The sequence below is a fragment of the Actinokineospora auranticolor genome (assembly GCF_041897805.1).
GTDB classification, from domain to species: Bacteria; Actinomycetota; Actinomycetes; order Mycobacteriales; family Pseudonocardiaceae; genus Actinokineospora; species Actinokineospora auranticolor.
In genome coordinates this window covers 1663245-1685080 of sequence record NZ_CP154825.1, presented here as the reverse complement: position 1 = coordinate 1685080, position 21836 = coordinate 1663245, and the positions used below count along the sequence as shown (strand labels likewise).

23 protein-coding genes are annotated in these 21836 nt (G+C 73.0%); 12 read left to right on the top strand and 11 right to left on the bottom strand.

Translation table 11 applies throughout. The features are described 5' to 3' along the window. Nucleotides 1–769 precede the first annotated feature (769 nt). The 4 genes from V5P93_RS08045 to V5P93_RS08030 all read left to right on the top strand — a co-directional run bounded on the left by V5P93_RS08045 (nucleotide 770) and on the right by V5P93_RS08030 (nucleotide 3521). The gene (locus V5P93_RS08045; protein ID WP_146108409.1) at nucleotides 770–1801 is read left to right on the top strand and encodes a hypothetical protein; all 1032 of its coding nucleotides are present in this window, start codon (nucleotides 770–772) and stop codon (nucleotides 1799–1801) included. Between the two features lie 63 nt (nucleotides 1802–1864). Beyond that, nucleotides 1865–2935, top strand: coding sequence for a hypothetical protein (locus tag V5P93_RS08040; protein ID WP_104483561.1), 1071 nt, complete (start codon nucleotides 1865–1867; stop codon nucleotides 2933–2935). 100 nt (nucleotides 2936–3035) lie between these two features. Further along, entirely contained in the window at nucleotides 3036–3278 is a 243-nt protein-coding gene (locus V5P93_RS08035; protein ID WP_104483560.1) for a hypothetical protein, read from the top strand. A 15-nt stretch (nucleotides 3279–3293) separates the two neighbouring features. Then, nucleotides 3294–3521 (top strand): hypothetical protein, encoded by a 228-nt coding sequence (locus tag V5P93_RS08030; protein WP_104483559.1) that lies wholly within the window; start codon nucleotides 3294–3296, stop codon nucleotides 3519–3521. Here V5P93_RS08030 and lipB read toward each other — a convergent pair. From lipB to lpdA, 5 genes are all read right to left on the bottom strand, one after another. Beyond that, nucleotides 3499–4236 (bottom strand): lipoyl(octanoyl) transferase LipB, encoded by a 738-nt coding sequence (lipB, locus tag V5P93_RS08025; RefSeq protein WP_104483558.1) that lies wholly within the window; start codon nucleotides 4234–4236, stop codon nucleotides 3499–3501. The two genes, V5P93_RS08030 and lipB, sit on opposite strands and share 23 nt — an antisense overlap. Continuing rightward, nucleotides 4233–4853 (bottom strand): phosphatase PAP2 family protein, encoded by a 621-nt coding sequence (locus V5P93_RS08020; protein ID WP_245931813.1) that lies wholly within the window; start codon nucleotides 4851–4853, stop codon nucleotides 4233–4235. Before V5P93_RS08020 ends, lipB begins: the two co-directional genes overlap by 4 nt. Further along, nucleotides 4850–5725, bottom strand: coding sequence for a TIGR01777 family oxidoreductase (locus V5P93_RS08015; protein WP_104483557.1), 876 nt, complete (start codon nucleotides 5723–5725; stop codon nucleotides 4850–4852). The genes V5P93_RS08020 and V5P93_RS08015 overlap by 4 nt, the downstream gene beginning before the upstream one ends. 148 nt (nucleotides 5726–5873) lie before the next feature. Continuing rightward, nucleotides 5874–7592 (bottom strand): 2-oxoglutarate dehydrogenase, E2 component, dihydrolipoamide succinyltransferase, encoded by a 1719-nt coding sequence (gene sucB, locus V5P93_RS08010; protein ID WP_104483556.1) that lies wholly within the window; start codon nucleotides 7590–7592, stop codon nucleotides 5874–5876. 66 nt (nucleotides 7593–7658) lie between these two features. Then, entirely contained in the window at nucleotides 7659–9029 is a 1371-nt protein-coding gene (gene lpdA / locus V5P93_RS08005; RefSeq protein ID WP_104483555.1) for a dihydrolipoyl dehydrogenase, read from the bottom strand. A 211-nt stretch (nucleotides 9030–9240) separates the two neighbouring features. On the opposite strand from lpdA, the gene V5P93_RS08000 reads away from it, so the two are divergent. From V5P93_RS08000 to V5P93_RS07990, 3 genes are all read left to right on the top strand, one after another. Then, nucleotides 9241–9567 carry an oxidoreductase gene (locus V5P93_RS08000; protein ID WP_104483554.1) on the top strand — a complete coding sequence of 109 codons (327 nt, stop codon included), beginning with the start codon at nucleotides 9241–9243 and terminating at the stop codon, nucleotides 9565–9567. Nucleotides 9568–10503: 936 nt separating this feature from the next. Then, nucleotides 10504–10836: a YciI family protein gene (locus tag V5P93_RS07995; RefSeq protein ID WP_104478718.1), complete on the top strand. Its 333-nt coding sequence runs from the start codon at nucleotides 10504–10506 to the stop codon at nucleotides 10834–10836. Continuing rightward, nucleotides 10833–12041 (top strand): RNA polymerase sigma factor, encoded by a 1209-nt coding sequence (locus V5P93_RS07990; RefSeq protein ID WP_104478717.1) that lies wholly within the window; start codon nucleotides 10833–10835, stop codon nucleotides 12039–12041. The genes V5P93_RS07995 and V5P93_RS07990 overlap by 4 nt, the downstream gene beginning before the upstream one ends. A 39-nt stretch (nucleotides 12042–12080) precedes the next feature. Here the strand turns inward: V5P93_RS07990 and V5P93_RS07985 are convergent, their stop codons facing one another. After that, entirely contained in the window at nucleotides 12081–13577 is a 1497-nt protein-coding gene (locus V5P93_RS07985) for a leucyl aminopeptidase (protein WP_104478716.1), read from the bottom strand. Nucleotides 13578–13754: 177 nt separating this feature from the next. Between V5P93_RS07985 and V5P93_RS07980 the strand changes: the two genes are divergently transcribed. Next, nucleotides 13755–14957, top strand: coding sequence for a hypothetical protein (locus V5P93_RS07980; RefSeq protein WP_181043422.1), 1203 nt, complete (start codon nucleotides 13755–13757; stop codon nucleotides 14955–14957). 63 nt (nucleotides 14958–15020) lie between these two features. Beyond that, complete coding sequence (locus V5P93_RS07975; RefSeq protein WP_104478715.1) at nucleotides 15021–16118, top strand: branched-chain amino acid aminotransferase; 1098 nt, start codon at nucleotides 15021–15023, stop codon at nucleotides 16116–16118. 81 nt (nucleotides 16119–16199) lie between these two features. Here V5P93_RS07975 and V5P93_RS07970 read toward each other — a convergent pair whose 3' ends face one another. The 3 genes from V5P93_RS07970 to V5P93_RS07960 are packed head-to-tail and all read right to left on the bottom strand — an operon-like array spanning nucleotide 16200 to nucleotide 17390. After that, complete coding sequence (locus tag V5P93_RS07970; RefSeq protein WP_104478714.1) at nucleotides 16200–16892, bottom strand: alpha/beta hydrolase; 693 nt, start codon at nucleotides 16890–16892, stop codon at nucleotides 16200–16202. Between the two features lie 4 nt (nucleotides 16893–16896). Further along, on the bottom strand, nucleotides 16897–17187 hold the full coding sequence (locus tag V5P93_RS07965; RefSeq protein WP_104478713.1) for a hypothetical protein: 291 nt from the start codon (nucleotides 17185–17187) through the stop codon (nucleotides 16897–16899). Between the two features lie 2 nt (nucleotides 17188–17189). Beyond that, nucleotides 17190–17390, bottom strand: a complete 201-nt coding sequence (locus V5P93_RS07960; RefSeq protein WP_104478712.1) for a hypothetical protein — start codon at nucleotides 17388–17390, stop codon at nucleotides 17190–17192. 84 nt (nucleotides 17391–17474) lie between these two features. On the opposite strand from V5P93_RS07960, the gene cobT reads away from it, so the two are divergent. Next, the gene (gene cobT, locus V5P93_RS07955) at nucleotides 17475–18575 is read left to right on the top strand and encodes a nicotinate-nucleotide--dimethylbenzimidazole phosphoribosyltransferase (protein ID WP_104478711.1); all 1101 of its coding nucleotides are present in this window, start codon (nucleotides 17475–17477) and stop codon (nucleotides 18573–18575) included. Here cobT and V5P93_RS07950 read toward each other — a convergent pair. Both V5P93_RS07950 and V5P93_RS07945 read right to left on the bottom strand, forming a co-directional pair. Continuing rightward, the gene (locus tag V5P93_RS07950; RefSeq protein ID WP_104478710.1) at nucleotides 18572–19651 is read right to left on the bottom strand and encodes a hypothetical protein; all 1080 of its coding nucleotides are present in this window, start codon (nucleotides 19649–19651) and stop codon (nucleotides 18572–18574) included. The genes cobT and V5P93_RS07950 overlap by 4 nt on opposite strands. Nucleotides 19652–19711: 60 nt before the next feature. After that, on the bottom strand, nucleotides 19712–20308 hold the full coding sequence (locus tag V5P93_RS07945) for a TetR/AcrR family transcriptional regulator (RefSeq protein WP_104478782.1): 597 nt from the start codon (nucleotides 20306–20308) through the stop codon (nucleotides 19712–19714). A gap of 44 nt (nucleotides 20309–20352) precedes the next feature. Between V5P93_RS07945 and V5P93_RS07940 the strand changes: the two genes are divergently transcribed. Then, nucleotides 20353–20841 (top strand): hypothetical protein, encoded by a 489-nt coding sequence (locus V5P93_RS07940; protein ID WP_245931207.1) that lies wholly within the window; start codon nucleotides 20353–20355, stop codon nucleotides 20839–20841. Nucleotides 20842–20900: 59 nt separating this feature from the next. Then, complete coding sequence (locus V5P93_RS07935) at nucleotides 20901–21830, top strand: oxidoreductase (RefSeq protein ID WP_104478708.1); 930 nt, start codon at nucleotides 20901–20903, stop codon at nucleotides 21828–21830. Nucleotides 21831–21836 lie beyond the last annotated feature (6 nt).

Below are 21836 nucleotides of genomic sequence, written 5' to 3'. Positions count from 1 at the left end.
ACGGGATCTGGCGCCGGAACGGATACGGCCCTGATTCGGGCGTGCGGCACCTGCCAACCGCGCACAGCGCGCCCGGCCACCAACGTCACACCCGTCCGCGAACACCACCTACGGGGTCGGCCACGGGCGCGTGGCACCCGCCGACCACGTCCCACGTGCTCGGCTCTGGCAGCCACCAGCCAACCCCGCAGTCCTCAGCCCGAACCGAGGTACGGCCTCGAGTGCACCGTGCCCAGGCTTCGGAGCACCCGGACGCGCGGCATCGACACCGCACCGGCGCGTGTGGCAGTCGCCGGGCGGCGCTCACTGTGCTTGGCGCCGTCAGATCCCGGTCAGTCCCGCGAGGCGCGCGGTACCCGCCGACCACGCACAGCGCGCTCGGCCACCACCGCGTGCCCGCCCGGCCGCGACCGCACGGGCCGACTGGATTCGGCTCGCCTGGGAGAAGAGGCGCCTTGGGTTGGGCGTGGGGATGTCGGGTCCGGCCGACCCTGCTCATCCCAACGCCTCCGCCCACGGCGCGAACCTCGGTTTCGCGTCCCCGGCCGGCGTCCACACGCCCTCCACCTGGGCGTACGACACCAAGCCGTGGACCCGACGCGGGCTGGTGGGTACGGCTGTCCTGGATTGGTCCAGGCTAACGCGCGGCACCGACAAGAACTCCGCGCGGCGAATTGTGGGGAGGGTGTCGCGATCGGGTGAGTCGCGACGATGATGTCCGGGAAATCGGTCGAGTTCGCTTGGGGGAACCGTGGACGAGGTTGGGTCGGTGGCCGAGCCGGTGGCGGGGCAGGTCGCCGCGGCGGATCCGACCACCGCCGCGGTGCTGGGGGTCCACGTGGCGCGGGCCAACAAGATCAGGCGACTCCGGTGGGCGGCGGTGGGCTCCAGCGTCATGATGACGGTGGCGATCGTGCTGTTGCTGATCGGGGATTCCTACGCCACCGCGGCGTACAGCGCGGTGGCCGTCATCGCCATAACCATCGGGAACGCGCAGAACCTGCGGGCGGCCGGGACCGACGGGTGGATCCCGGCGGCGGTGGCGGCCATGGCGCAGCAGCCGTGGCGACCGGTCACCGCCCGGGTGGTGCGCGCGCGGCCCTGGTCGACCCTGGTGGAGATCGAGGACCAGGGCACCTTCACCCCGCTGCGGGTGCGGGGGCTGCCGTCAGCGTTCCGCGCGATGATCTCCCGAACCGGCACCGCCTGGGTCATCGGCCCGCACGGCCCCTGGACCTTCCTGCGCGTCACCGGCTCGCACACCTTCTGGGCCGCCAACGCACCTCGGCGCACGCCCTCTCCCGGCGCGCTGAACGAACGGGTCGACGGCGCCGAGGTGCACCGCCGCCTGGCCCGACACCTGGGCATCCCCGTGGTCACGGTCTTGCTCGTGGCGTTCGCGCTCCTCGGCATGGGGTTCTTGGTCAGCGTGAGCTGGCCGGGGGCCTGGATCGCCTATCTCCTCTATGTCCTCCTCATCTCCGCCATCGCCCTGCGCACCGAACGGCACCGCCTCGTCAACTCCCGGCTCCCCAGGCTCATCGCCGACGCCCACTGGACGCGATTCCCCGTTCGCCTGGAACCGTGGCAGCTCAACGCCAAGGGCATGACACGCGCGACTGCCCACTTCGAGGTCGACGGAACGCACCGGACCGCACTGCTGCCCGCCGCCACCGCCGATGTGCTCGGCGCGGCCACCCAAGAGGGTGCGCTGTGGTTCGCACAGGCGCCGGAAACGGGCAAAACAGTCGCCGTCGGTTTTCCGAATTGCCCATTGCTCGCGGTGGCCGAAATCCGGTGAAATCGCTTCATATGGCGCGATCCACCTGAGAGACTTTGTCGGCGTACGAGCACGGAGGCGTTGTTGACCGCGACTGGGGCGAGGCCGGTACCCGATCCGATCGCGGACCGACCGGCGGCGGAGGACCCGATCACCGCCGAGCTGCTGGACCTGGCCGCCGCGATGGCGAACCGGCTCCGGCTGGTGGGGTACGTCGCGTGCGCCGCGCTCGTCCTCAGCGCCGTGCCTACCGTGATCAACCTGAGCACGGGTGACCTCGGGGGCGCCGCCCCCTGGGCGCTGCTGGTGCTCTCCCAAGCCGTGCTGCTCTGGTACGCCTACCGCCCGGCGGGCCACCGGTCCTGGGCCGCGGCCGCCGCGGTGGCGATGGACCGGTCGCCGTGGCGACCGGTCCGGGCCAGGCTGGTGCGAGCAGGCAGGCTGTCCGCCGTGGTCGAGGTGGCCGACGGCGCCGGTTTCGCACCCGTGCGCGTGCTGCTGTTCACCCGTGCCCACCAGGTGATGGTCAACCGGGTGGGCACCGTGTGGCTGGTCGGTCCGGAGCGGGGCTGGAGCTTCCTGCGCGTCGCGGGCTCGCACAGCTTCTTCCCGGCCCGCCCGCTGCGCCACTCCCCCGGGGGCACCCCGGTCGCCGCGGTCGAGGAGCACGAGGTGACCCGCGGCGTGGCCCGCACCCTGCGGTCGCTCACGCTGCTCCCGACACTCCAGATCCCGCTCATGGTCCCCGTGTCGTACCTGGCCTCGATACCGATCGGCGCGCTGGACTGGTGGCCCATCGCCGCGACGTCCACGGCGCTCGCCGTGGTCGGCGTCCTGGTGCCGCTGCGCCTCAAGTGGGGCAACGTCCGCCTGCCCGCGATGGTCGACGACGGGCCGTGGGTCCGCGTCCCCGCGCACGTCACCCCGTGGCGGGTACGCCCGGACGGCACCGCCACGGCCACCGTCGCCCTCCACTTCGACGACGGCGCCAAGCGCACCGCCACCCTCCCCGCCGCGGGCGTCGACGTGCTCGGCGCCATCTGGTCCACCGGCTCGCTCTGGTTCATCGGCTCCCCCGACCCGGGCAAGACCGTCGCCGCGGGTTTCCCCGGCTGCCCCCTGCTGGCGTTCGCCAAGATCGGACCGGACCGATGACGGTCCGCCCCGCCGACGAGCTGCTGGATCACCCGCCCGTCACCGACCAGCGACCATCCTGCTCAACCGGACCCACCCCAGCCGCCACGTCGCGTTCGGTGTGCTGACCGGCCTCGCGGCCGGGCTGTCCGCGGTTGCGTTCAACCTGGTCGACGAGCCATCACGCCTGCTCATGTGGGTGTTCGTGATAGTCGTCGCCGGATTCGTGCGGTTCGCGAACGGGTCGGACAAGTGGGTGCGTGAGATGGTGCGCACGGGCTCGTGGCGCGGGCTTCCCGCGAAGCCCGCGCGCATCCGCGACACACCGGCCGTCGCGGTGGAGACCGACGGGCACACGACCTAACTCCGTCCCCACCGGATGTCCGCCGCGCACCACGCCGTCATCGCGCACACCGACGACGACACCGAGGTGGCGCTGCGCCTGACCGCCGCCGACGTGAGCCTGCTCGGCGCGGTCTGGGAAACCGGCGGTCTGTGGCTGGCGGGCGACCCGGTGCCGGGCAAGGCGCCGGCGGCCGGGTTCCCCGGCTACCCGCAGCCAGCGGTGGCGAAGGTCGCCGCGGTCAGCGGCTCAGCGCGAAGGTGACGCCCGGGCTGGTCGGCTCCGGCCGGGCCAGCCAGTGGTCGGAGACCGGCAGCTCGCCCTCCAGCGCGGCCAGCACGGCGTCGCGGGCCAGCGGCAGCACCTCAGCGACGGTGACGGCCCGCCCCAGTTCGGCGGACAGCGAGGTCACGCCCGCGTCGCGGATGCCGCACGGCACGATCCGGTCGAAGGCGCTCAGGTCGGCGTCGCAGTTGATCTCGAAGCCGTGCATGGTGACGCCGCGCTGCACCCGGATGCCGATCGCGGCGATCTTGCGCTCGGGGCGGGTGCCGTCGGCGGGCAGCCAGACCCCGCTGCGCCCCTCGACGCGGCCGGTGGGCAGGCCCAGCCGGGCGCAGGTGTCGATCAGGGCCTCCTCGACGCGGCGCACGTACTGCACCACGTCGACCGGGTCGGCGAGCTTGACGATCGGGTAGCCGACCAGCTGTCCCGGACCGTGCCAGGTGATCTTGCCGCCGCGGTCGACGTCGATCACCGGGGTGCCGTCGTCGGGGCGCTCGTCCGGCTGGGTGCGCTTGCCCGCGGTGTAGACCGAGGGGTGCTCCAGCAGCAGCAGGGTGTCGGCACCGGCCTCGTCGGCGCGGGCCGCGGCGAGGTCGCGCTGCAGGTCCCAGGCGGCGAGGTAGTCGATCGTGCCGACCTCGCGCACGACCACCGGGTGGGCGTCGGCGCGGCAGGAGGTGTCCCGTGTGCTCACGTCCCCGACCCTACGCCGGACGGGCGCGCGGGGAGCAGCCGCAGGGCGGCGGCGGTGAGCAGCCCCGCACCGACCACGCCGAGTGTCGCGCCGAACACGTCGGTGAGCCAGTGCACGTCCAGCACGACCCGGCAGACCGCGGCGAGCACAACGGCCACCGACGCGCAGAACACCACCAACTTCACCCGCTCACGCGCCAACCACGCGCACAGCACGACAGCGGTGAACCCGACCGAGGCCACGGACACGACGTGCCCGCTCGGGAAGCTGAAGTCCGGGTAGTCCCGCGGCCGTGCCCGCTCGAAGAACGGTTTGACCAGCGACACCGCCCGGCACACGGCGAGCAGGAGCACGCAGCGCAGCAGGAGCCCCATGCGCCCCGGTCTGGACCTCTGGAGCAGGGCCCACGCGATCAGCACCAGCGCCGCCACCGCGGGCAGCACCGGACCGAGCACGAGACTGCCCGCGTACGCGATGTCACCGGGCGCGCCGTGCCAGTCGGCGCCGAGCGTCCCTGCCACCGCCTGGTCGATGCCGGGGGCGGCGTCGGAAACGGCCCGGCCGAGCATGAGGAAAGCGGCCAGGAGGATCACGCCGAGGGTGGCGTGGAACTTCACCGCGCCTCGGTGTCGGCCAGCGCCCGGTCGACGGCGTGGAAGCGGAAGGTGAAGTCGTTGTCCGCCAGGACCTTAGGCACGACCTGCTGGCTGCGCAGCACCTCGTCGGCGAGCTCACCGGACGCGATCTTGAGCAGGGGGCGGGGCATCGGGAAGGGGGTGAGGCGGAACTTGGTCTTGGCGAGGGCGCGGGCGAACTCGGCGTTGGTGGCGGGGGTGGGGCCGACGAGGTTGACCGGGCCGCGGATGTCGTGGCGCAGCAGGAAGGCGACGGCGCGGACGTGGTCGTGGAGGTGGATCCACGGCATGTACTGGGAACCGTCGCCGAAGCGGAAGCCGAGTCCGAAGTAGAACAACGGCCGCAACCTGCCCATGAGCCCGCCGCGCCGGGACAGCACCTGGCCGGAGCGCAGGTGGACGACCCGCGCGTCACCTGCCGGCTCGGTCGCGGCTTCCCACCGCGCGCACAGCTCGGCCAGGAACCCCTCGCCCCGGTCCGCCGACTCGTCCGCGGGCCCGTTGGTGTCGCCGTAGTAGCCGACGGCCGATCCATTGAGGAGCACGGGCACCCCGTGCTTGGCGACCGCCGCCGCGAGCACCTCGGTCGGCTCGACGCGGGAGTCGAGCAGCACCTGCTTGCGCGCGTGGCTCCACCGCCGATCACCGATCCCGGCCCCGCAGAGGTTGACCACGGCGTCCACCCCGTCGAACGCCCCGTCATCGATCACCCCGGCGGGCGGATCCCAAGACCGCTCATCCGGTCCCTGCGCGGGACGCCGGACCAACCGCAACACCTCGTCCCCGTCCCCCCGCAACCGCTCAACCAGAGCGGTCCCCAACAACCCGGACGACCCAGCAACGAGTACACGCATGCCCCGATCGTCCCGAACATCCCGGCCCACCGCACGTTCGAGTGATCACCGACCAGTGTTGGTTGCCCACCTGTCTGCCGTGGACAACCGGCCCGAAAGCGCGGAGGGGCCGCCCGGAATCGGGCGGCCCCTCCGAAAGGGCGCTGGACTACAGGCCGAGGTCGCCCTCGAAGGCGCCTTCCTCCAGGCGGTTCTTGACCGCCGACAGGAAGCGACCCGCGTCGGCGCCGTCGATGAGGCGGTGGTCATAGGTCAGGGCCAGGTAGACCATCGAGCGGATGGCGATGGTGTCGTCGCCGCCCGCGTCGGTGACCACGACCGGGCGCTTGACGACCAGGCCGACACCGAGGATCGCCACCTGCGGCAGCTGGATGATCGGGGTGTCGAACAGCGCGCCCTGGCTGCCGAGGTTGGTCAGGTTGAAGGTGGCGCCGAACAGCTCGTCCGGGGTGACCTTGTTGGCCCTGGTCCGCTCGGCCAGGTCGGTGATCTTGTGCGCCAGCCCCGAGATGCTCAGGTCGCCCGCGTCCCGGATGGCCGGGGTGAGCAGGCCGCGGTCGGTGTCCACGGCGATGCCCAGGTGCTCGGCGCCGTGGTAGGTGACCTCGTTGGTCTCGTCGTTGATCGACGCGTTGAGCTTGGGGTGCTGCTTGAGGGCCTCGACGGCGGCCTTGGCGAAGAACGGCAGGAACGTCAGCTTGACGCCCTCGCGCTGCTCGAACGCCGACTTCGACTTGGCCCGCAGCTTGGCGATGCGGGTGACGTCGACCTCGATGACCTGGGTCAGCTGGGCCGCGGTCTGCAGCGACTCGACCATGCGCCGCGACACCGTCTGGCGCAGGCGGGTCAGCTTCTGGGTGGTGCCGCGCAGCGAGGTGTCCGCGGTGGGCGCCGGGGTGGCGGCCTTGGCGGGCGCGGCGGCAGCGGCGGCGGGCTGCGGGGCCGGGGCCTTCTTGGCCTCGGCGGCGGCCAGCACGTCCTGCTTGCGGATCCGACCACCGACACCGGTACCGGCCAGCGACGCCAGGTCGATGCCGTTCTCGGCGGCCAGCTTGCGCACCAGCGGCGTCACGTACGGCGCGCTGCCGTCGCGCGGGGCCTCCTGGCGCGACGCGGCGGCGGGCGCGGGCTGAGCGGGCGCCGGCTGGGCGGGCGCGGGAGCCGCCTTGGGCTCCTCCCGCACCGGCTCCGGCTTCGGCTGCTCCTTGACCGGCTCCGGCTCCTTGACCGGCTCCGGCTCCTTGACGGGCTCCGGGGCCTTCGCCGGGGCCGCGTTCGCGTCGCCGATGACCGCGAGCTTGCCGCCGACCTCGACGGTCTCGTCCTCGCCCGCGGAGATCTCCAGCAGCGTGCCCGCCACCGGCGAGGGGATCTCGGTGTCGACCTTGTCAGTGGACACCTCCAGCAGCGCCTCGTCGACCTCGACCGAGTCGCCGACCTGCTTGAGCCAGCGCGTGACGGTGCCCTCGGTGACGCTCTCGCCCAGCGCGGGCATCGTCACCTCGGTGCCCTCGGCCGACCCGCCCGACGGCGCGGGCGCCGCCTGCTCCTGGACCGGCTCGGGCTCGGGTTCCGGCTCCGGCTCGGCCTCCTGCTGGGCGGGCGCGCCGCCGCCCGCGGAGTCACCGGAGCCGTCGCCGATGATCGCCAGCTCGGCGCCGACCGCGACGGTCTCGTCCTCCTGCGCGACGATCTTCTGCAGGACGCCCGCGGCGGGCGACGGGATCTCGGTGTCGACCTTGTCCGTGGACACCTCCAGCAACGGCTCGTCGACCTCGACGGTGTCGCCCTCCTGCTTGAGCCAGCGGGTGACGGTGCCCTCGGTGACGCTCTCACCGAGGGCGGGCATCTCAACGGAGAACGCCATGGTGTTTCAGACTCCTCGTGCTTTGCTGCTTGGCTGACTGAGGTTGGGGCTGGGCTTTCCTTGGCCTCAGCCGTGCACGTGCAGGGGCTTGCCCGCGAGGGCGAGGAACGCCTCGCCGAGGGACTCGTTCTGCGTCGGGTGGGCGTGGATGAGCGGGGCGACGTCCTCCGGGTACGCCTCCCAGCTGTAGATCAGCTGCGCCTCGCCGATCAGCTCGCCGACCCGCTCGCCGACCAGCGTGATGCCGACCACGGGGCCGTCCGGCGCCCGGACCAGCTTCACGCCGCCGTTGGTCTTGAGGATCTGGCTCTTGCCGTTGCCGGAGAGCGCGTAGACCAGGGTCTCCGCCGCGCCGTACTTCTCCTTGGCCTGGGCCTCGGTGAGGCCGACCGAGGCGACCTCGGGCTTGCAGTAGGTGACCTTGGGGATGCCGGTCTCGTCGATGACCTTCGGGTCCAGGCCCGCGATGTCCTCGGCGATGAAGATGCCCTGCTGGAAGCCGCGGTGCGCGAGCTGCAGGCCGGGTACCAGGTCGCCGACGGCGTAGACGCCGGGCAGGTTCGTGCGCAGCCGCTCGTCGGTGAGGACGAAGCCGCGGTCCATGGTCAGACCGGCTTCCTCGTAGCCGTGGCCCGCGCTGTTGGGGCCGCGGCCGACCGCGACGAGCAGCAGGTCGGCGTCGAAGGTCTCGCCGGACTCGAGGGAGACGGTGACGGACTTGTCGTCCTGGGTGGCGCCGGTGAACCGGACCCCGGTCTTGAACTTGATGCCGCGCTTGCGGAAGGCGCGCTCGAGCTGTTTGGAGGCCCACTCGTCCTCCAGCGGCACCAGCCGGGGCAGCGCCTCGACGATGGTGACCTCGGCGCCGAAGGAGCGCCACACGCTGGCGAACTCCACGCCGATCACGCCGCCGCCGAGCACGACGACCTTCTCGGGCACGTAGTCGAGGTTGAGCGCCTGGTCGCTGGTGATGATCCGGCCGCCGATGTCGAGGCCGGGCAGCGTGCGCGCGTACGAGCCGGTGGCGAGGACCACGTTCTTGCCGGTGTAGCGGGTGCCGTCGACCTCGACGGAGTTCGGGCCGACGAAGCGGCCCGCGCCCTCCACCACGGTGACCCCGTTGGCCTTGAACAGGCCCTGCAAGCCCTTGTACAGACCGCCGACGACGCCGTCCTTGTAGGAGTTGACGCCGTTGATGTCGATGCCCTCCAGGGAGGACTTCACCCCGAACTGGTCGCCCTCGCGCGCGTTGTCCGCGACCTCGGCGGCGTGCAGCAGCGCCTTGGTCGGGATGCAGCCGCGGTGCAGGCAGGTGCCGCCGACCTTGTCCTTCTCCACCAGGATGACCGAAAGTCCGAGCTCAGCGGCGCGGAACGCGCACGCGTAGCCACCGGACCCGCCTCCCAGGATCACGAGGTCAGCGGAGGTGTTGGGCACGGGTACTCCTCGACGAGCGGCAGCGGTGTTTTTCCCGGTGGCGGGCGCGGTCGCGGCCCCGCCTGCCACCACTGGACATCTTGTCACTACGGTCACCACGCCTGCGAGGTGGCCGGTGTCTCCTAACCACCTGTTCGTGTTACTCACGAGTACCCCAATGGGGTTGCGGGACAATGGTCACGGCTGACCCGATTTCCGGAGGTGGCGCAGGGTGGGGCTGTTCGATCGGCTACGCGGCAAGCGCAAACCCGGCACCCTGCGCGGTGCCACGAAGCAGGACACCAGCCACCTCGACGAGTGGGCGTCGTCGCGCACCGGCGTGGAGGCCTACGTCGAACCGCGGACGAATGTGACCGATACAACCGTCGTCCTGGTCGCCCACGACGGCGAGTGGACCCGCCGCCGCATCAGCGACTTCGACGCGGCCATGGACTTCGGCCGCAAGCGCAGCATCCCGGTCTACGAGGTCGCCCGGGTCGGCTACCCCAAGCGCATGCGCGACTACATGGCGCGCCAGAAGCGCGAGGGCCGGGCCTGACCCGCGCACCTCCGCCGAGCGCAGCCCGACCACTCCCCCGGACACTCCACGCCCGGCACCCGCGCCGTTCCCGGCACCACCTCGGGCCCGCCGCACCGGCAGGCCAGGCACCACTTCCACGTTCGGCCCGCGCCGCGATCACGCCCGCCTCCGCACCATCGCCGCCCGCACCCGGCGCGACCCCGCACCAGGCTCACCGCCGCCACACCCGCCTCGACGGCACCGGGCTCCGCGCCTGCCTGGACGGACCCGCTGCTCAGCGACGGAGCGCCCCCGCGACCACAGCGGCGTGCTGGACGTGGATGGCGTCAGCGCCCGCTCGGACACGCTCCTCGACGGGGCCGCGAGCGCCGTCGATCAAGTCAACCCCACCACGGCACGCGCCCACTCGACGCCCGGCCACCCCACACCGCCACCCGACGCCGCCCGCACCGATCCCACCATTCTCAAAGACCACACAGCCCCGCCCACACAGCCCCGCCCACACAGCCCCGCCCACACAGCCCCGCCCACACAGCCCCGCCCACACAGCCCCGCCCACACAGCCCCGCCCACACAGCCCCGCCCACACAGCCCCGCCCACACAGCCCCGCCCACACAGCCCCGCCCACACAGCCCCGCCCACACAGCCCCGCCCACACAGCCCCGCCCACACAGCCCCGCCCACCCGGGGGCAGGCCCCGCCTTGAGCCTATCGCCGCAGGTCAGCGGCACGGAAGCGGTTGACCCGGAGCTGTGGACAGATCGCGGGCATGTGCACAACCCGCCCATTCCCCGCCCCGGCCAGCGCGAATCGGCGCGAAACCCGGCCTGGCACACACCCCCGCCAAACTTTCCGGAGAATCTCCGGCGGCGGGTGTCGGATCGGGGCGACGGCGTTCGTAGCAGGGGTGAGAAGCGGCCCACGAGGGCGGCGACAAGATCACAGGAGAAGTCATGGCGCAGTACCTGTTGTCCGTCCTCCACGACTCCGGCGACCTGGCCACCGACGAGGAGATGGCCGCGATCGACGTCTTCAACGAAGGCCTCCAGGCCGACGGCCACTGGGTGTACGCGGCGGGTCTGTCCGCGCCCGCGTCCGCCACCGTGGTCGACGGGCGGGCCGGGGAGCCGGTGTTCACCGACGGGCCCTACCTCGAGTCGAAGGAGCACATCATCGGCTTCTGGATCGTCGAGGCCCCGCACCTCGACGTGGCGCTGCGGCTCGCCGCCGAGGGGTCGAAGAGCTGCAACCGCCGCGTCGAGCTCCGGCCGGTGCTGCTCGGGTGACCGACGTCGAGGCGCTGATCACCCGGGTCCACCGCGACGAGTGGGCCCGGGTGGTGGCGACGGTGGCCAGGCGCGTCGGGGACCTCGACATCGCCGAGGACATGGCCGCCGAGGCGTTCGCCACCGCCGTCGAGCGGTGGCCGGTCGACGGGCTCCCCCCGAATCCCGGCGCGTGGCTGACCACCACCGCCCACCGCAAGGCCATCGACCGGCTCCGGCGCGAGTCCAAGCGCGAGGAGAAGCACCGGGAAGCGCTGATGCGGTACGACGCGCCCAGCCCACCGGGCGCCATCGACGACGACCGGCTCCGACTAGTCTTCACCTGCTGCCACCCGGCCCTCGCCGTGGAAGCCCGGACCGCGCTGACCCTCCGCATGGTCGGCGGCCTCACCGTGCCCGAGATCGCCCGCGCGTTCCTGGTCGAGGAAACGGCCATGAGCAGGCGCATCACCCGCGCCAAGGCCAAGATCAACGCCGCGCGGATCCCCTACGGCGTGCCACTGCCCGAGGACATCCCCCGCCGGGTCACCGGCGTCCGCACCGTCCTCTACCTGATCTTCAACGAGGGTTACCTCGCCTCCCGCCCCGGCCGCGACCCCGTCCGCGACGACCTCGCCGCCGAGGCCATCCGGCTGACCCGCCTGGTGCACGCCCTGCTGCCCGCGGACGGCGAGACCGCGGGCCTGCTCGCGCTGATGCTGCTGACCCAGGCCCGCCGCCCCGCCCGCGTGTCCGCCGACGGCGACCTCGTCGCCCTGGGCAAGCAGGACCGGGGCGCCTGGGACCGGACGCTCATCGCCGAGGGCCACGCCCTGGTCCGCGCACGGCTGGCAAGCGGGGAGGCTCCCGGCCGGTACCAGATCCTCGCCGCGATCAACGCCGTGCACACCGCGGCCCGCGACATCGAGGGCACCGACTGGTCCCAGGTCGTCGCGCTCTACGACCAGTTGGTCGTCGTCGACCCGTCGCCGATCGCACGGCTCAACCGGGCCATCGCGGTCGCCGAGCTGGACGGACCCCAAGCCGCGCTGACCGAGGTGGACGGTCTCCCGCTGACGGGCTACCACGCCTTCCACGCCACCCGCGCGGACCTGCTGCGCAAGCTGGGTCGCACCGAGGAGTCCCGGGCGGCCTACGACCGGGCCATCGGGCTCTCGCTCAACACCGCCGAAGCCGCGTTCCTCCGCCGCCGCCGGGGCTCCTGAGGGGGGTCGCCGAGCGGAGACGCCCGGCGACCCCCACGCTCAGCCGTTCTCGGCGATGTCGGCGAGGACGGCGGCGATGGTGCGGACCGGCACGCCCGTGCCACCCTTGCCCGTGTACCCCCACGGCCCGCCCGAGTTGAACGACGGACCCGCGATGTCCAGGTGCGCCCACGGCACGCCGTCGGCGACGAACTCGCGCAGGAAGAGGCCCGCCGCGAGCATGCCGCCCCAGCGGTGCCCGGTGACGTTGGCCAGGTCGGCCAGCCGCGAGTCGAGGTCGCCGCGCAGCTCCTCCGGCAGCGGCATCGCCCAGCCGCCCTCGCCGGTGGCCTGGGCGATGCCCGCGACGCGGTCGCGGAACTCGTCCGAGCCCATGACGCCCATGGTGCGGGTGCCCAGGGCCACCATCTGCGCGCCGGTCAGCGTGGAGGTCTCGATCAGGTAGTCCGGGTTGTCCTCGCAGGCGCGCACGATCGCGTCGGACAGGATGAGCCTGCCCTCGGCGTCGGTGTTGAGCACCTCGACGGTCTTGCCGCCGTACATGGTGAGCACGTCGCCCGGCCGGTACGCGGCGCCCGAGGGCATGTTCTCCGCCATCGGCACGGTCGCGGTCACCTGCAGCGGGTACTTCAGCTTCGCCGCCAGCACCACCGACGCGATCACGGCGGCGGCGCCGCTCATGTCGGAGGTCATGTGGTCCATGTTGGCCGCGGGCTTGATCGAGATGCCGCCGGTGTCGAAGGTGATGCCCTTGCCGATCAGCGCGACCTTCTTGCGCGCCTTGGGGCCCTTGTAGGTCAGCCGGACCAGCCGCGGCTGGCGGGTCGAACCGACGCCGACGCCGAGGATGCCGCCGAAGCCCTGCTTCTTCAACGCCTTCTCGTCGAGCACCTCGACCTCGAGGCCGACCGACTTGGCCAGTTCGACGGCGCGGTCGGCGAAGGAGGCCGGGTAGAGGTCGTTGGGCGGGGTGTTGATCAGGTCGCGCGCCGCGGTGACGGCCTCGGCGATCGCGGTGGCCGCCTTGAGGGTGGCGCGGTGCTCCTTGGTGGCGCCGTCGGCGGGCGCGGCGAAGTCCACCTTGGCCAGTTCGCGCGTGGCGGGCTCGGACTTGTAGCCGGCGAAGGTGTACGCGCCGAGCACGGTGCCCTCGACCGCGGCCTGGAGGTCCACAGTGGACAGGGTGCTGGCGACGTGCTTGCTCGGCCCGAGCGCCCGCGCGGCGGCACCGGAGGCCCGGCGCACCTGCTCGGCGGTGACCGCGCCGTCCGCGCCCGCCTTGCCCAGCCCGGCGGCGACCACCACGCGCGCCTTGAGCTTGCCCAGCGTGGGCACCTTGACGATCTCGTCGACCTTGCCGGTGGCACCGAGCGCACCGAGCACCTCGGCCAGCGCGCCGTCGAAGGCCGCGTCGACCGCCTCGGCGCCGGGGGCGAGCGCGAGACCGGAACCGTGCTGCACGGTGCCGACGACGACGGCGTCGACCCCCGCCTCGGATACCGGTGTGGTGGCCAGGGCCAGCTTGGGGGCGGTCACAGGTGTGCTCCTAGGGAAATGTCTCGGGTGTCCCGGCCGGAGTCCTCGTAGGACGGGCCCGGACCTGGTCGGGCGGGTCCGTTCGGCCAGGTATTTCACGCATGCTAACCAGTTGGTCGCGGCTTTCCACCAGTGCCCGGATGGAGAATCCCGCGTCGATCTGACACGGTTGTGCCCGTGACAGCGATGGGACAGGCCCCGCCGCGGACCTGGGCTAAGGTGCCCGCCGCCGGTGCGGCGGCGCTGGGCGCGGGTGCGCTGGTCACCTCCGGTCCCGCCGCGGCCGCCGCGGGGTGGTGGTCGCTGGCCGCGCTCGCGCTCGCCGGGCTTGTGGCCCTGTTGACCGCGGTGTCCCTTGCCGATCTAGCCGCACAGTCTTCTCCCGCCGCGGTTTCGGCGCACGTCAGGACGCGCCTCGGCGGGCTGCACGGGCGGATGGCCGGGGTGCTGGAGGTCGGCGGTCGCGTGGTGGCGGCGGGTGCGGTCGCCGGGGTGGCCGGGGCGTACGCGTGGCCCGCCCGACCAGCGGTCGCGGCGGTGGCCTTGGTCGCGGTGGTCACGGCGTTGTGGGTGGCGGAGTTCGCCGTGCCGCGCGGAGTGCGACTGGCCGCAATTGCTGTGATCATCGTCACAACCGCCCTGTTCGTGACAACGGGACTGGCCATCCAGCCCGTCGGGGCCGCCGTCGCGGTCGAGCCCGGGATCACCGGATCGGATGACCCGACGGGCATTTTGACCGCAACCGGCGTGCTGTTCTTCGGCTTCCTTAACGTGGATCGCGTCGGCGGCGCACGGGCCCGCGTGAGCGCGTACGCGATCCTGTTGGTGGGCCTGGCTTACCTGTTCGTGTCGTGGGTCGCGTTGCGACAGCTCGGCGGCCCGCGCCTCGCGGTGTCGCCGACGCCGCTGCGCGACGCGCTGGCCGCCGCCGACGGCGCCCCGCTGGACCCGGTGCTGACGCTGGGCGTCCTCGTCGGCGCGGCGGTCGGCCTGCGCGCGCTGCTCGGCCGCGCGGCCGAGGAAGTCGCCGACCTGGCGGGCGCGGGTGAACTCCCCGCGCGGTTCGCCGAGCACCGGTACCTGGTCGCGGCGGTGCCCGCGGCCGCGGTGGCGGTCCTGGTGACGCCCGCGGACGCCGTGGCGGTGGCCGCCACCCTGGTCCTCGGCGCGGCGGCGTTCATCAACTCGGCGGCGCGGACGCTGTGCCGCGACGACCGGTCGACCTGGGTGCGCACGGGCTGCTGCGGGCTCGGGCTGAGCGTGGTCGTCGGCGTCAACATCTCGATCGCGTCGCTGGCCGCCGCGGTGGCGGTGCTGGGCGTGGGCACGGGGCTGTGCGCGCTCTGTGCGCGGCGGCCACGCACGGGTGACGTGAGGTAGTCGGTCGTCCGATCCTCGGGATACCGATTTTCCGGCGACCGATCAGCGGATAATGTCTGGCGCATGACAACCGAGCTGCCGTTCACGCGGACCCCGAACCCCACCCCGGCGACCCCGGACCGGGTCGCGGAGGTACTCGCGCGGCCGGGCTTCGGGCAGTACTTCACCGACCACATGGTGACCATCCGCTACTCGGCAGAGCAGGGCTGGCACGACGCGCGGCTGGAGCCGTACCGGCCGATCGCCCTGGACCCGTCGGCCAGCGTGCTGCACTACGGGCAGGCGATCTTCGAGGGGCTCAAGGCGTACCGGCAGCCGGACGGCACCATCGCGTCGTTCCGCCCGGAGGCCAACGCGGCGCGGTTCAACAGCTCCGCCCGCCGCCTGGCGATGCCGGAGCTGCCCGAGGAGCTGTTCCTGGAGTCCCTGCGCGAACTGGTCGCCGCCGACGCGCGGTGGGTGCCGGAGCAGGCGGAGGAGTCGCTGTACCTGCGGCCGTTCATGGTCGCCACCGAGCCCGCCCTGGGGGTGCGGCCGTCGAGCGAGTACCTGTACGTGGTGATCGCCTCCCCGGCGGGCGCCTACTTCGCGGGCGGCGTCAAGCCGGTGACGGTGTGGCTGTCGACGGAGTACGTGCGCGCGGCCCCGGGCGGCACGGGCGCGGCGAAGTTCGCGGGCAACTACGCGGCCTCCCTGGTCGCCCAGGCCCAGGCGGCGGACCAGGGCTGCGACCAGGTCGTGTGGCTCGACGCGGTGGAGCGGCGCTGGGTCGAGGAGATGGGCGGGATGAACCTGTTCTTCGTCTTCGGCTCGGGCCCGTCGGCGCGGGTCGTGACGCCGGAGCTGTCGGGCGCGCTGCTGCCGGGCATCACCCGCTCGTCGCTGCTGACCCTGGCCGCGGACCTGGGGTACGGCGTCGAGGAGCGGCGGATCTCGACGGAGGAGTGGGAGAAGAAGGCCGAGTCGGGCGAGCTGACGGAGGTCTTCGCCTGCGGCACCGCGGCCGTCATCACCCCGGTCGGCCACGTCAAGCACGCCGACGGCACCTTCGCCATCAGCGGCGGCGCGACAGGCCCGGTGACCACCCAGTTGCGCGAGTCGTTGACCTCCCTGCAGCGCGGTGGGGTCGCGGACAGCCGAGGCTGGCTCACCACCCTCTGACGCACTTCCGGCAGCGCCCCGAGCAGTCCGCAGTGGACACTCGGGGCGCTGTCCTGTGCGGCAACCGGTTCGGCTGGCCGGTCACCATTCGCGGGGTAGTGGGGTGGCGACCTCTGGGGCCACGACCTCGACGACAGCGTCCAACGCGGTCTCGGCGTGGCCGACGAAGAGGTGTTTGCAGCCCGGGAACTCCACCACTTCCGCCTGTGGCACGGCCGCGAAGCGTTGGCGGGCCTCAGGCGGGCGCACGTAGTCGTCGAGTTCCGGGACCACACAACGGATCGGCTTACCCGAAGTAGCCCAAGCCGCCAGGTGTTCCGGTTGCGCCCGGCGGAGGGTGGGTGCCAACAGGACCGCGCCGCGAACACCCTCGGCCAAGCCGTGCATGAGGATCAGGTCCGTACCGAAAGACCACCCCACCAACCACACGTCCGGCAACCCCGCGACCGCCGTCAAAGCCGCAGCGACATCGAACCGCTCGGCGACGCCGTGGTCGTGGGTGCCTGAGCTGGTTCCGGACGGGCTACTGGTCCCCCGCGTGTTCAGCCGCAAGACGGCGAGTCCGGCCAAGGCAGGAAGACGGGCCGCGGCCTTGCGAATCAGGTGCGTGTCCATCGACCCCCCGCCAACCGGATTCGGATGGAAGAACACGATCGTGGCACGCGGGTCCCGATCGGCGGGCAGCGCGAGCTCGGCCGCCAACCCCACACCGTCGTCGGTCTGGAGGGTCAACGGAGTGCGGCGGGCGGGCAGCACCGTGTTGGGGCCGATCACGGCGTCAACGTCTCCTCGTCGGGCCGCGCCTGCCGCGGGCCGACCAGCACGTCGGGTGCCAGTGCCTGCGGTCCTCCACCGTGCCGTGCGCCTCCGCCGACCAGGCCACGACGTGGGTCACGCCGGGGCGGATCTCCTGGTCGCAGCCCGGGCACCGGTACGACTTGGTCGCCTGCGCCCCCGGCACCGTGCGGACCAGCCACTCCCCGTCCGGGGCGGACTCGACCCGCTGGTCACCGAGGCCGCCGCTGAGGGGGCGCGGTTCCGGGTACTTCGGCTGGTTGCGGCGCGGCACGGCTACTCCGCGGCGCTCAGGCTCATCGGGCCGTAGACCTCGGTGTCGCCGTCGAGCAGGACCACCTGGGCGACGCCCGCCGAACCCAACTCCCGCCAGGCGCCGCCGAACCACTCCTCGGCCTCGTCCTGGGTGGCGAACTCCACCCCCGGGCCGGTGACCGAACCGCCCGTTTCGTCCTCGTAGCGCCAGCGGAAGCTCACGGGGGCCACGGTAGCCGACCTCGATTCCGGCGAACCGCTCTGGCAGGCTCTCCCACGACGGCACGTGAAGCGGAGGTAGCGCCGGTGAGCACCGAGTTCCCCCACATCCCCACCCCGGACGCGGCGACCCACCGCGCGGCCGAGGCCCGGCACCTGGAGCTGACCAAGCCCCCGGGGTCGCTGGGTCGCCTGGAGGAGTTGGGTGTGTGGGTGTCGGCGTGCCAGGGGCAGTGCCCGCCCCGGCCGTTCGCCCGGCCGCGGGTCGTGCTGTTCGCGGGCGACCACGGCATCACCGCGCAGGGCGTGTCGGCGTTCCCCGCCGAGGTCACCGGCCAGATGGTGGCGAACTTCCTGGCGGGCGGCGCGGCGGTCAACGTGATGGCGTCCGTGGCGGGCGCGACCGTGCGGGTGGTCGACCTCGGGGTCGACACCGACGCGGAGCTGCCCGAACACGTCACCGCGCACAAGATCAGGCGCTCGTCCGGCTCCATCGACCGCGAGGACGCGTTGACCGACGCCGAAGTCGACGCCGCCATCGCGGCGGGCCGCGCGCTCGCCGACGAGGAGGTCGACGGCGGTGCCGACCTGCTGATCGCGGGCGAGATGGGCATCGGCAACACCACTCCCGCCGCGGTGCTGATCGCCGCGCTGTCGGGGTCCGAGCCGGTGGCCGTCGTCGGCCGCGGCACGGGCATCGACGACCAGACCTGGATGCGCAAGGCCACCGCCGTGCGCGACGCGCTCCGCCGCGCCCGCCGCGTCAGCGCGCACCCGGTCGCGCTGCTGCGCACCGCCGGTAGCGCCGACATCGCCGCCATGGCCGCCTTCCTGGCCCAGGCCGCGGTCCGCAAGACCCCGGTGCTGCTCGACGGCGTGGTCGTCGGCGCGGCGGCGCTGGTCGCCGAGGAACTGGCCCCGGGCGCGTCGGAGTGGTGGCGGGCCGCGCACAAGTCCGTGGAGCCCGCGCACGCGCTGGTCCTGGAGCAGCTCAACCTGACCCCGATCCTCGACCTGGACCTGCGTCTCGGCGAGGGCACCGGCGCGCTCGCGGCCCTCCCCCTGCTCTCCATGGCCACCCGCGTGCTCGGCGAGATGTCCACCTTCGCCGACGCGGGCGTCAGCGAGGGCGAGGTCCGACTCCCTGCCACCGTCGACGTCAACGGCCGCAACGGCGGCTGGCGCTAGCGGATCTCCCCGGCGGCGAGCACCGGGCAGCCGGGGAAGCCCACGGCGAGCGGGGTCCCGGGGACGACCGAGGACCCCGCCACCCACACCGCGCCGGTCGCGGCCGCGGTGCTCAGGAAGTCCACCGGGGCCGCCGGGAAGTACAGGTGTCGTTCCTCGTCCTCACCGGGCAGGGTGACCGCGGCGGTGGCTTCCGCGGTGCCGTCCAGCCGGAGGGTCCAGGGGTGGACCCGGACGGTCAGCCGGGTCCAGGCACGGGTGTGCTGGACGAGCGCTGGGAGCCGCAGGTCGGGCTTGCGGTGGCGGAGTGCCTTCTGGGTCAGCAGGAGCTGGTAGCCGACGAGGACCACCACGACGACCCAGACCGTGGAGGTGGTCAGCCAACCGATGCCGAAGGTGGACATCGTGACCAGGGTGAACACCGGGCTGAGGTAGGGGCGCAGCGCGCGCCAACGGCGCCAGGCCGCGGTGCGGCGGGTGATCTCCACCGGGTCCACCCGCTCGCTGAAGGTGCCCGGCGAAAGCGCTTTCCCCGGGCGGCGGGCGGTCCAGAACAGCGGCGACCCGGGCACCCGGATCGCGTACCAGGACTCGTGCGGTCCCACGACCCACGCCGTGGCGAGGCCGCTGATCATGCCCCGGTGCGCGGCGGGCAACCCCCACACCCGCAGCGGGACGAACCCCTCCGGCTCCTCGATCTCCACCACCGTCGACAGCCACGACACGCGCGCGACGCGAACGACGCGGGCGGTCACCTGGCGCCACGGGAGGGTCGTCACCAGGTGCTCCACGGCCGGGAAGCTCCTGGCGAGCGGGCGGAGGAAGAACCAGGCCATCCAGATCGTGAACAGCAGCAGCGCCAGGTGCGCGAAGAACAGGCCGACGTGGTCGCCCACCAGGTCGAAGACCGCCAGGGCCGCGGTGATCGCGACCAGGCTCAACACCACCGGACGGCGCTTGCCCCCCGCCTCGTCGGTCGCCCGCCGCACGCCGAGCACGGCCGCCGTGGCCGCGTCCTCCGCCGCGATCCGCCCCGGCCCCGGGTCGGGTACCGCCCGCTCCCACGTCACCGCCATGACAACCTCCCCAGTCGGCAAGGGCGTCATGGTCGCAAATGGACTCCGCGCCCCCGGCGGCTACCCGGGCAGCTTGCGCATCCCCTCCAGCACGCGGGTGATCGTCTTCGACACGTCCGCCCCCGCCAGCTCCGGTTCGGCGGCCCCGGCGATGATCGCCGCCCCGGTCCGCAGCGCGCCGAACAGGATCCGGGCCGTCACCTCGACCGGCAGCTCGTCGATCTCCCCCGCGTCGACCAGCGCCGCCACGGCCGCCCGGACCAGCCCGTAGCTGTACTTCTCCGCCGCCTCCTGCCACCGCTCCCAGCCCATCACCACCGGGCCCTCGTGGATCGCGATGCGCTGGTACGACGGTTCCAGGCACACCTCGACGTACGCCCGCAATCCGCTCACCGCCCGGTCCCACGCCGTCCCCGGGCCGTGCACCACGACCTCGCCCAGCCGGTTCACGACCGCGCTCTCCACGGCGTCGAAGGCGGCCTCGAACAGCGCCTGCTTGCCGCTGAAGTGGTGGTACAGCGCCCCTTTGGTGACCTTCGCGCCCGCGACGACCGCCTCCAGCGAGGTCGCCGCGTACCCCTGGCGGGTGAACAGGGTGATGGCGGAGTCGACCAGGTCCCGCCTGGTGCTGGACTCGTCGGCGCGGACTGTCGGCACGCTCACAACGATAGGACATACCAACGGTACGTACCGTTGGTATGTTGACGGCGACCAGCACGTCCGGAGGGGAGCCGACCATGGGCTGGGCCGAGTTCTACCGCCGCCGGGACGCGCTCGACGCCGTCCTCGCGCACCTGCGGCACGACCCGGGCGGCCCGATCCCGCCCGCCGACACCTTCGCCGACGCGGACGAGGTCCTGCTCGCCCTGCACCACCGCTGGACCCTCAAGCTCACCGGTCCGCTGGGCCTGGCCCGCGCCGAGGCCGACCGGGACCCCGGCACCGACCTCGTCGACGCCGTCACCCGCGCCTGGTGGACGACCGCGAGCGCCTTCCCCGTCCTGCGCGCCGTACTCGACGCCCACCGCGACGACCCGGCCCTGCGCCCCGGCGTCGAGGCCGAGCAGCGGATGCTGGCGCTGGTCGCGAACCTCGCCGACCCGACCGGGCCCCGGGCCGAGGTCACCCGGGTCGGCGCCGCCTTCGCCGCCCTGATCGGGTCCACCGCGCCGCGACTCGCCATCGCCTGAGCGCGACCTCAGCAGCCGCTGCCTACCCTCGGGTAACGCGAGTTTCCGAGGAGGACGACATGGGCTGGTCCGAAGCCGACATCCCCGACCTGAGCGGCAAGACCGCGCTGGTCACCGGGGCCAATTCCGGTCTCGGGCTGCGCACCGCGCAGGCGCTGAGCCGCCGCGGCGCGCACGTGGTCATGGCGTGCCGCAGCGCCGAGCGCGGCCGCCGCGCGCTGGCGACCATCGACGGTCCCGCCGAACTGCTCGAACTCGACCTGGCCGACCTGACCTCGGTGCGCAAGGCCGCCGCCGAGGTCCGCGAGCGCACCGGCGACCGGCTCGACATCCTGATCAACAACGCGGGCGTCATGGCCGTCCCGCCCGGCCGCACGGTCGACGGCTTCGAGCTCCAGTTCGGCACCAACCACCTGGGCCACGCCGCGCTGACCTGGTTGCTCGTGCCCGCGCTGCGCGAGGTCGCGGGCGCGCGCGTGGTCACCGTCTCCAGCCTCGCCCACCGCGGCGGCGGCCTGGACCTCGACGACCTCAACTTCGAGCGCCGCCCCTACCGCTCGATCACCGCCTACAGCCAGTCCAAGCTGGCCAACCTGCTGTTCGCGTTCGAGCTGCACCGCCGCGTGGAGGCCGCCGGGCTCGACCTGGTGAGCGTCGCCGCGCACCCGGGCCTGAGCGCGACGGAGCTGGCCGCGAACACCACGCGCAACCGGGTGCGCGGGCCGCTGAGCCGGGCGCTGACCTCGGTGGTCTCGGTCGGCAACCGCCTGGTCATGCAGTCGGCGGCACGCGGCGCGCTGCCCCAGCTCTACACCGCGACCGCGCCGGACGTGCGCGGCGGCGAGTACTACGGGCCGTCCGGACCGGGCCAGGTATTCGGCGGTCCAACCCGGGTTTCACCGCGGCCTAATGCCCTCAACCCCGATCATGGCCGGACATTGTGGGTGCGGACGGCCGATTTGACCGGCGTTTCTCCGGATCCGGCGTAGAGGCGT

Coding starts and splice junctions, on each gene's coding strand:
- V5P93_RS08030 (WP_104483559.1), top strand. CDS start 3,294: ATGTCCGCCGCGCACCACGCCGTCATCGCGCACACCGACGACGACACC.
- V5P93_RS08015 (WP_104483557.1), bottom strand. CDS start 5,725: ATGCGTGTACTCGTTGCTGGGTCGTCCGGGTTGTTGGGGACCGCTCTG.
- sucB (WP_104483556.1), bottom strand. CDS start 7,592: ATGGCGTTCTCCGTTGAGATGCCCGCCCTCGGTGAGAGCGTCACCGAG.
- V5P93_RS07995 (WP_104478718.1), top strand. CDS start 10,504: ATGGCGCAGTACCTGTTGTCCGTCCTCCACGACTCCGGCGACCTGGCC.
- V5P93_RS07975 (WP_104478715.1), top strand. CDS start 15,021: ATGACAACCGAGCTGCCGTTCACGCGGACCCCGAACCCCACCCCGGCG.
- V5P93_RS07950 (WP_104478710.1), bottom strand. CDS start 19,651: ATGGCGGTGACGTGGGAGCGGGCGGTACCCGACCCGGGGCCGGGGCGG.
- V5P93_RS07935 (WP_104478708.1), top strand. CDS start 20,901: ATGGGCTGGTCCGAAGCCGACATCCCCGACCTGAGCGGCAAGACCGCG.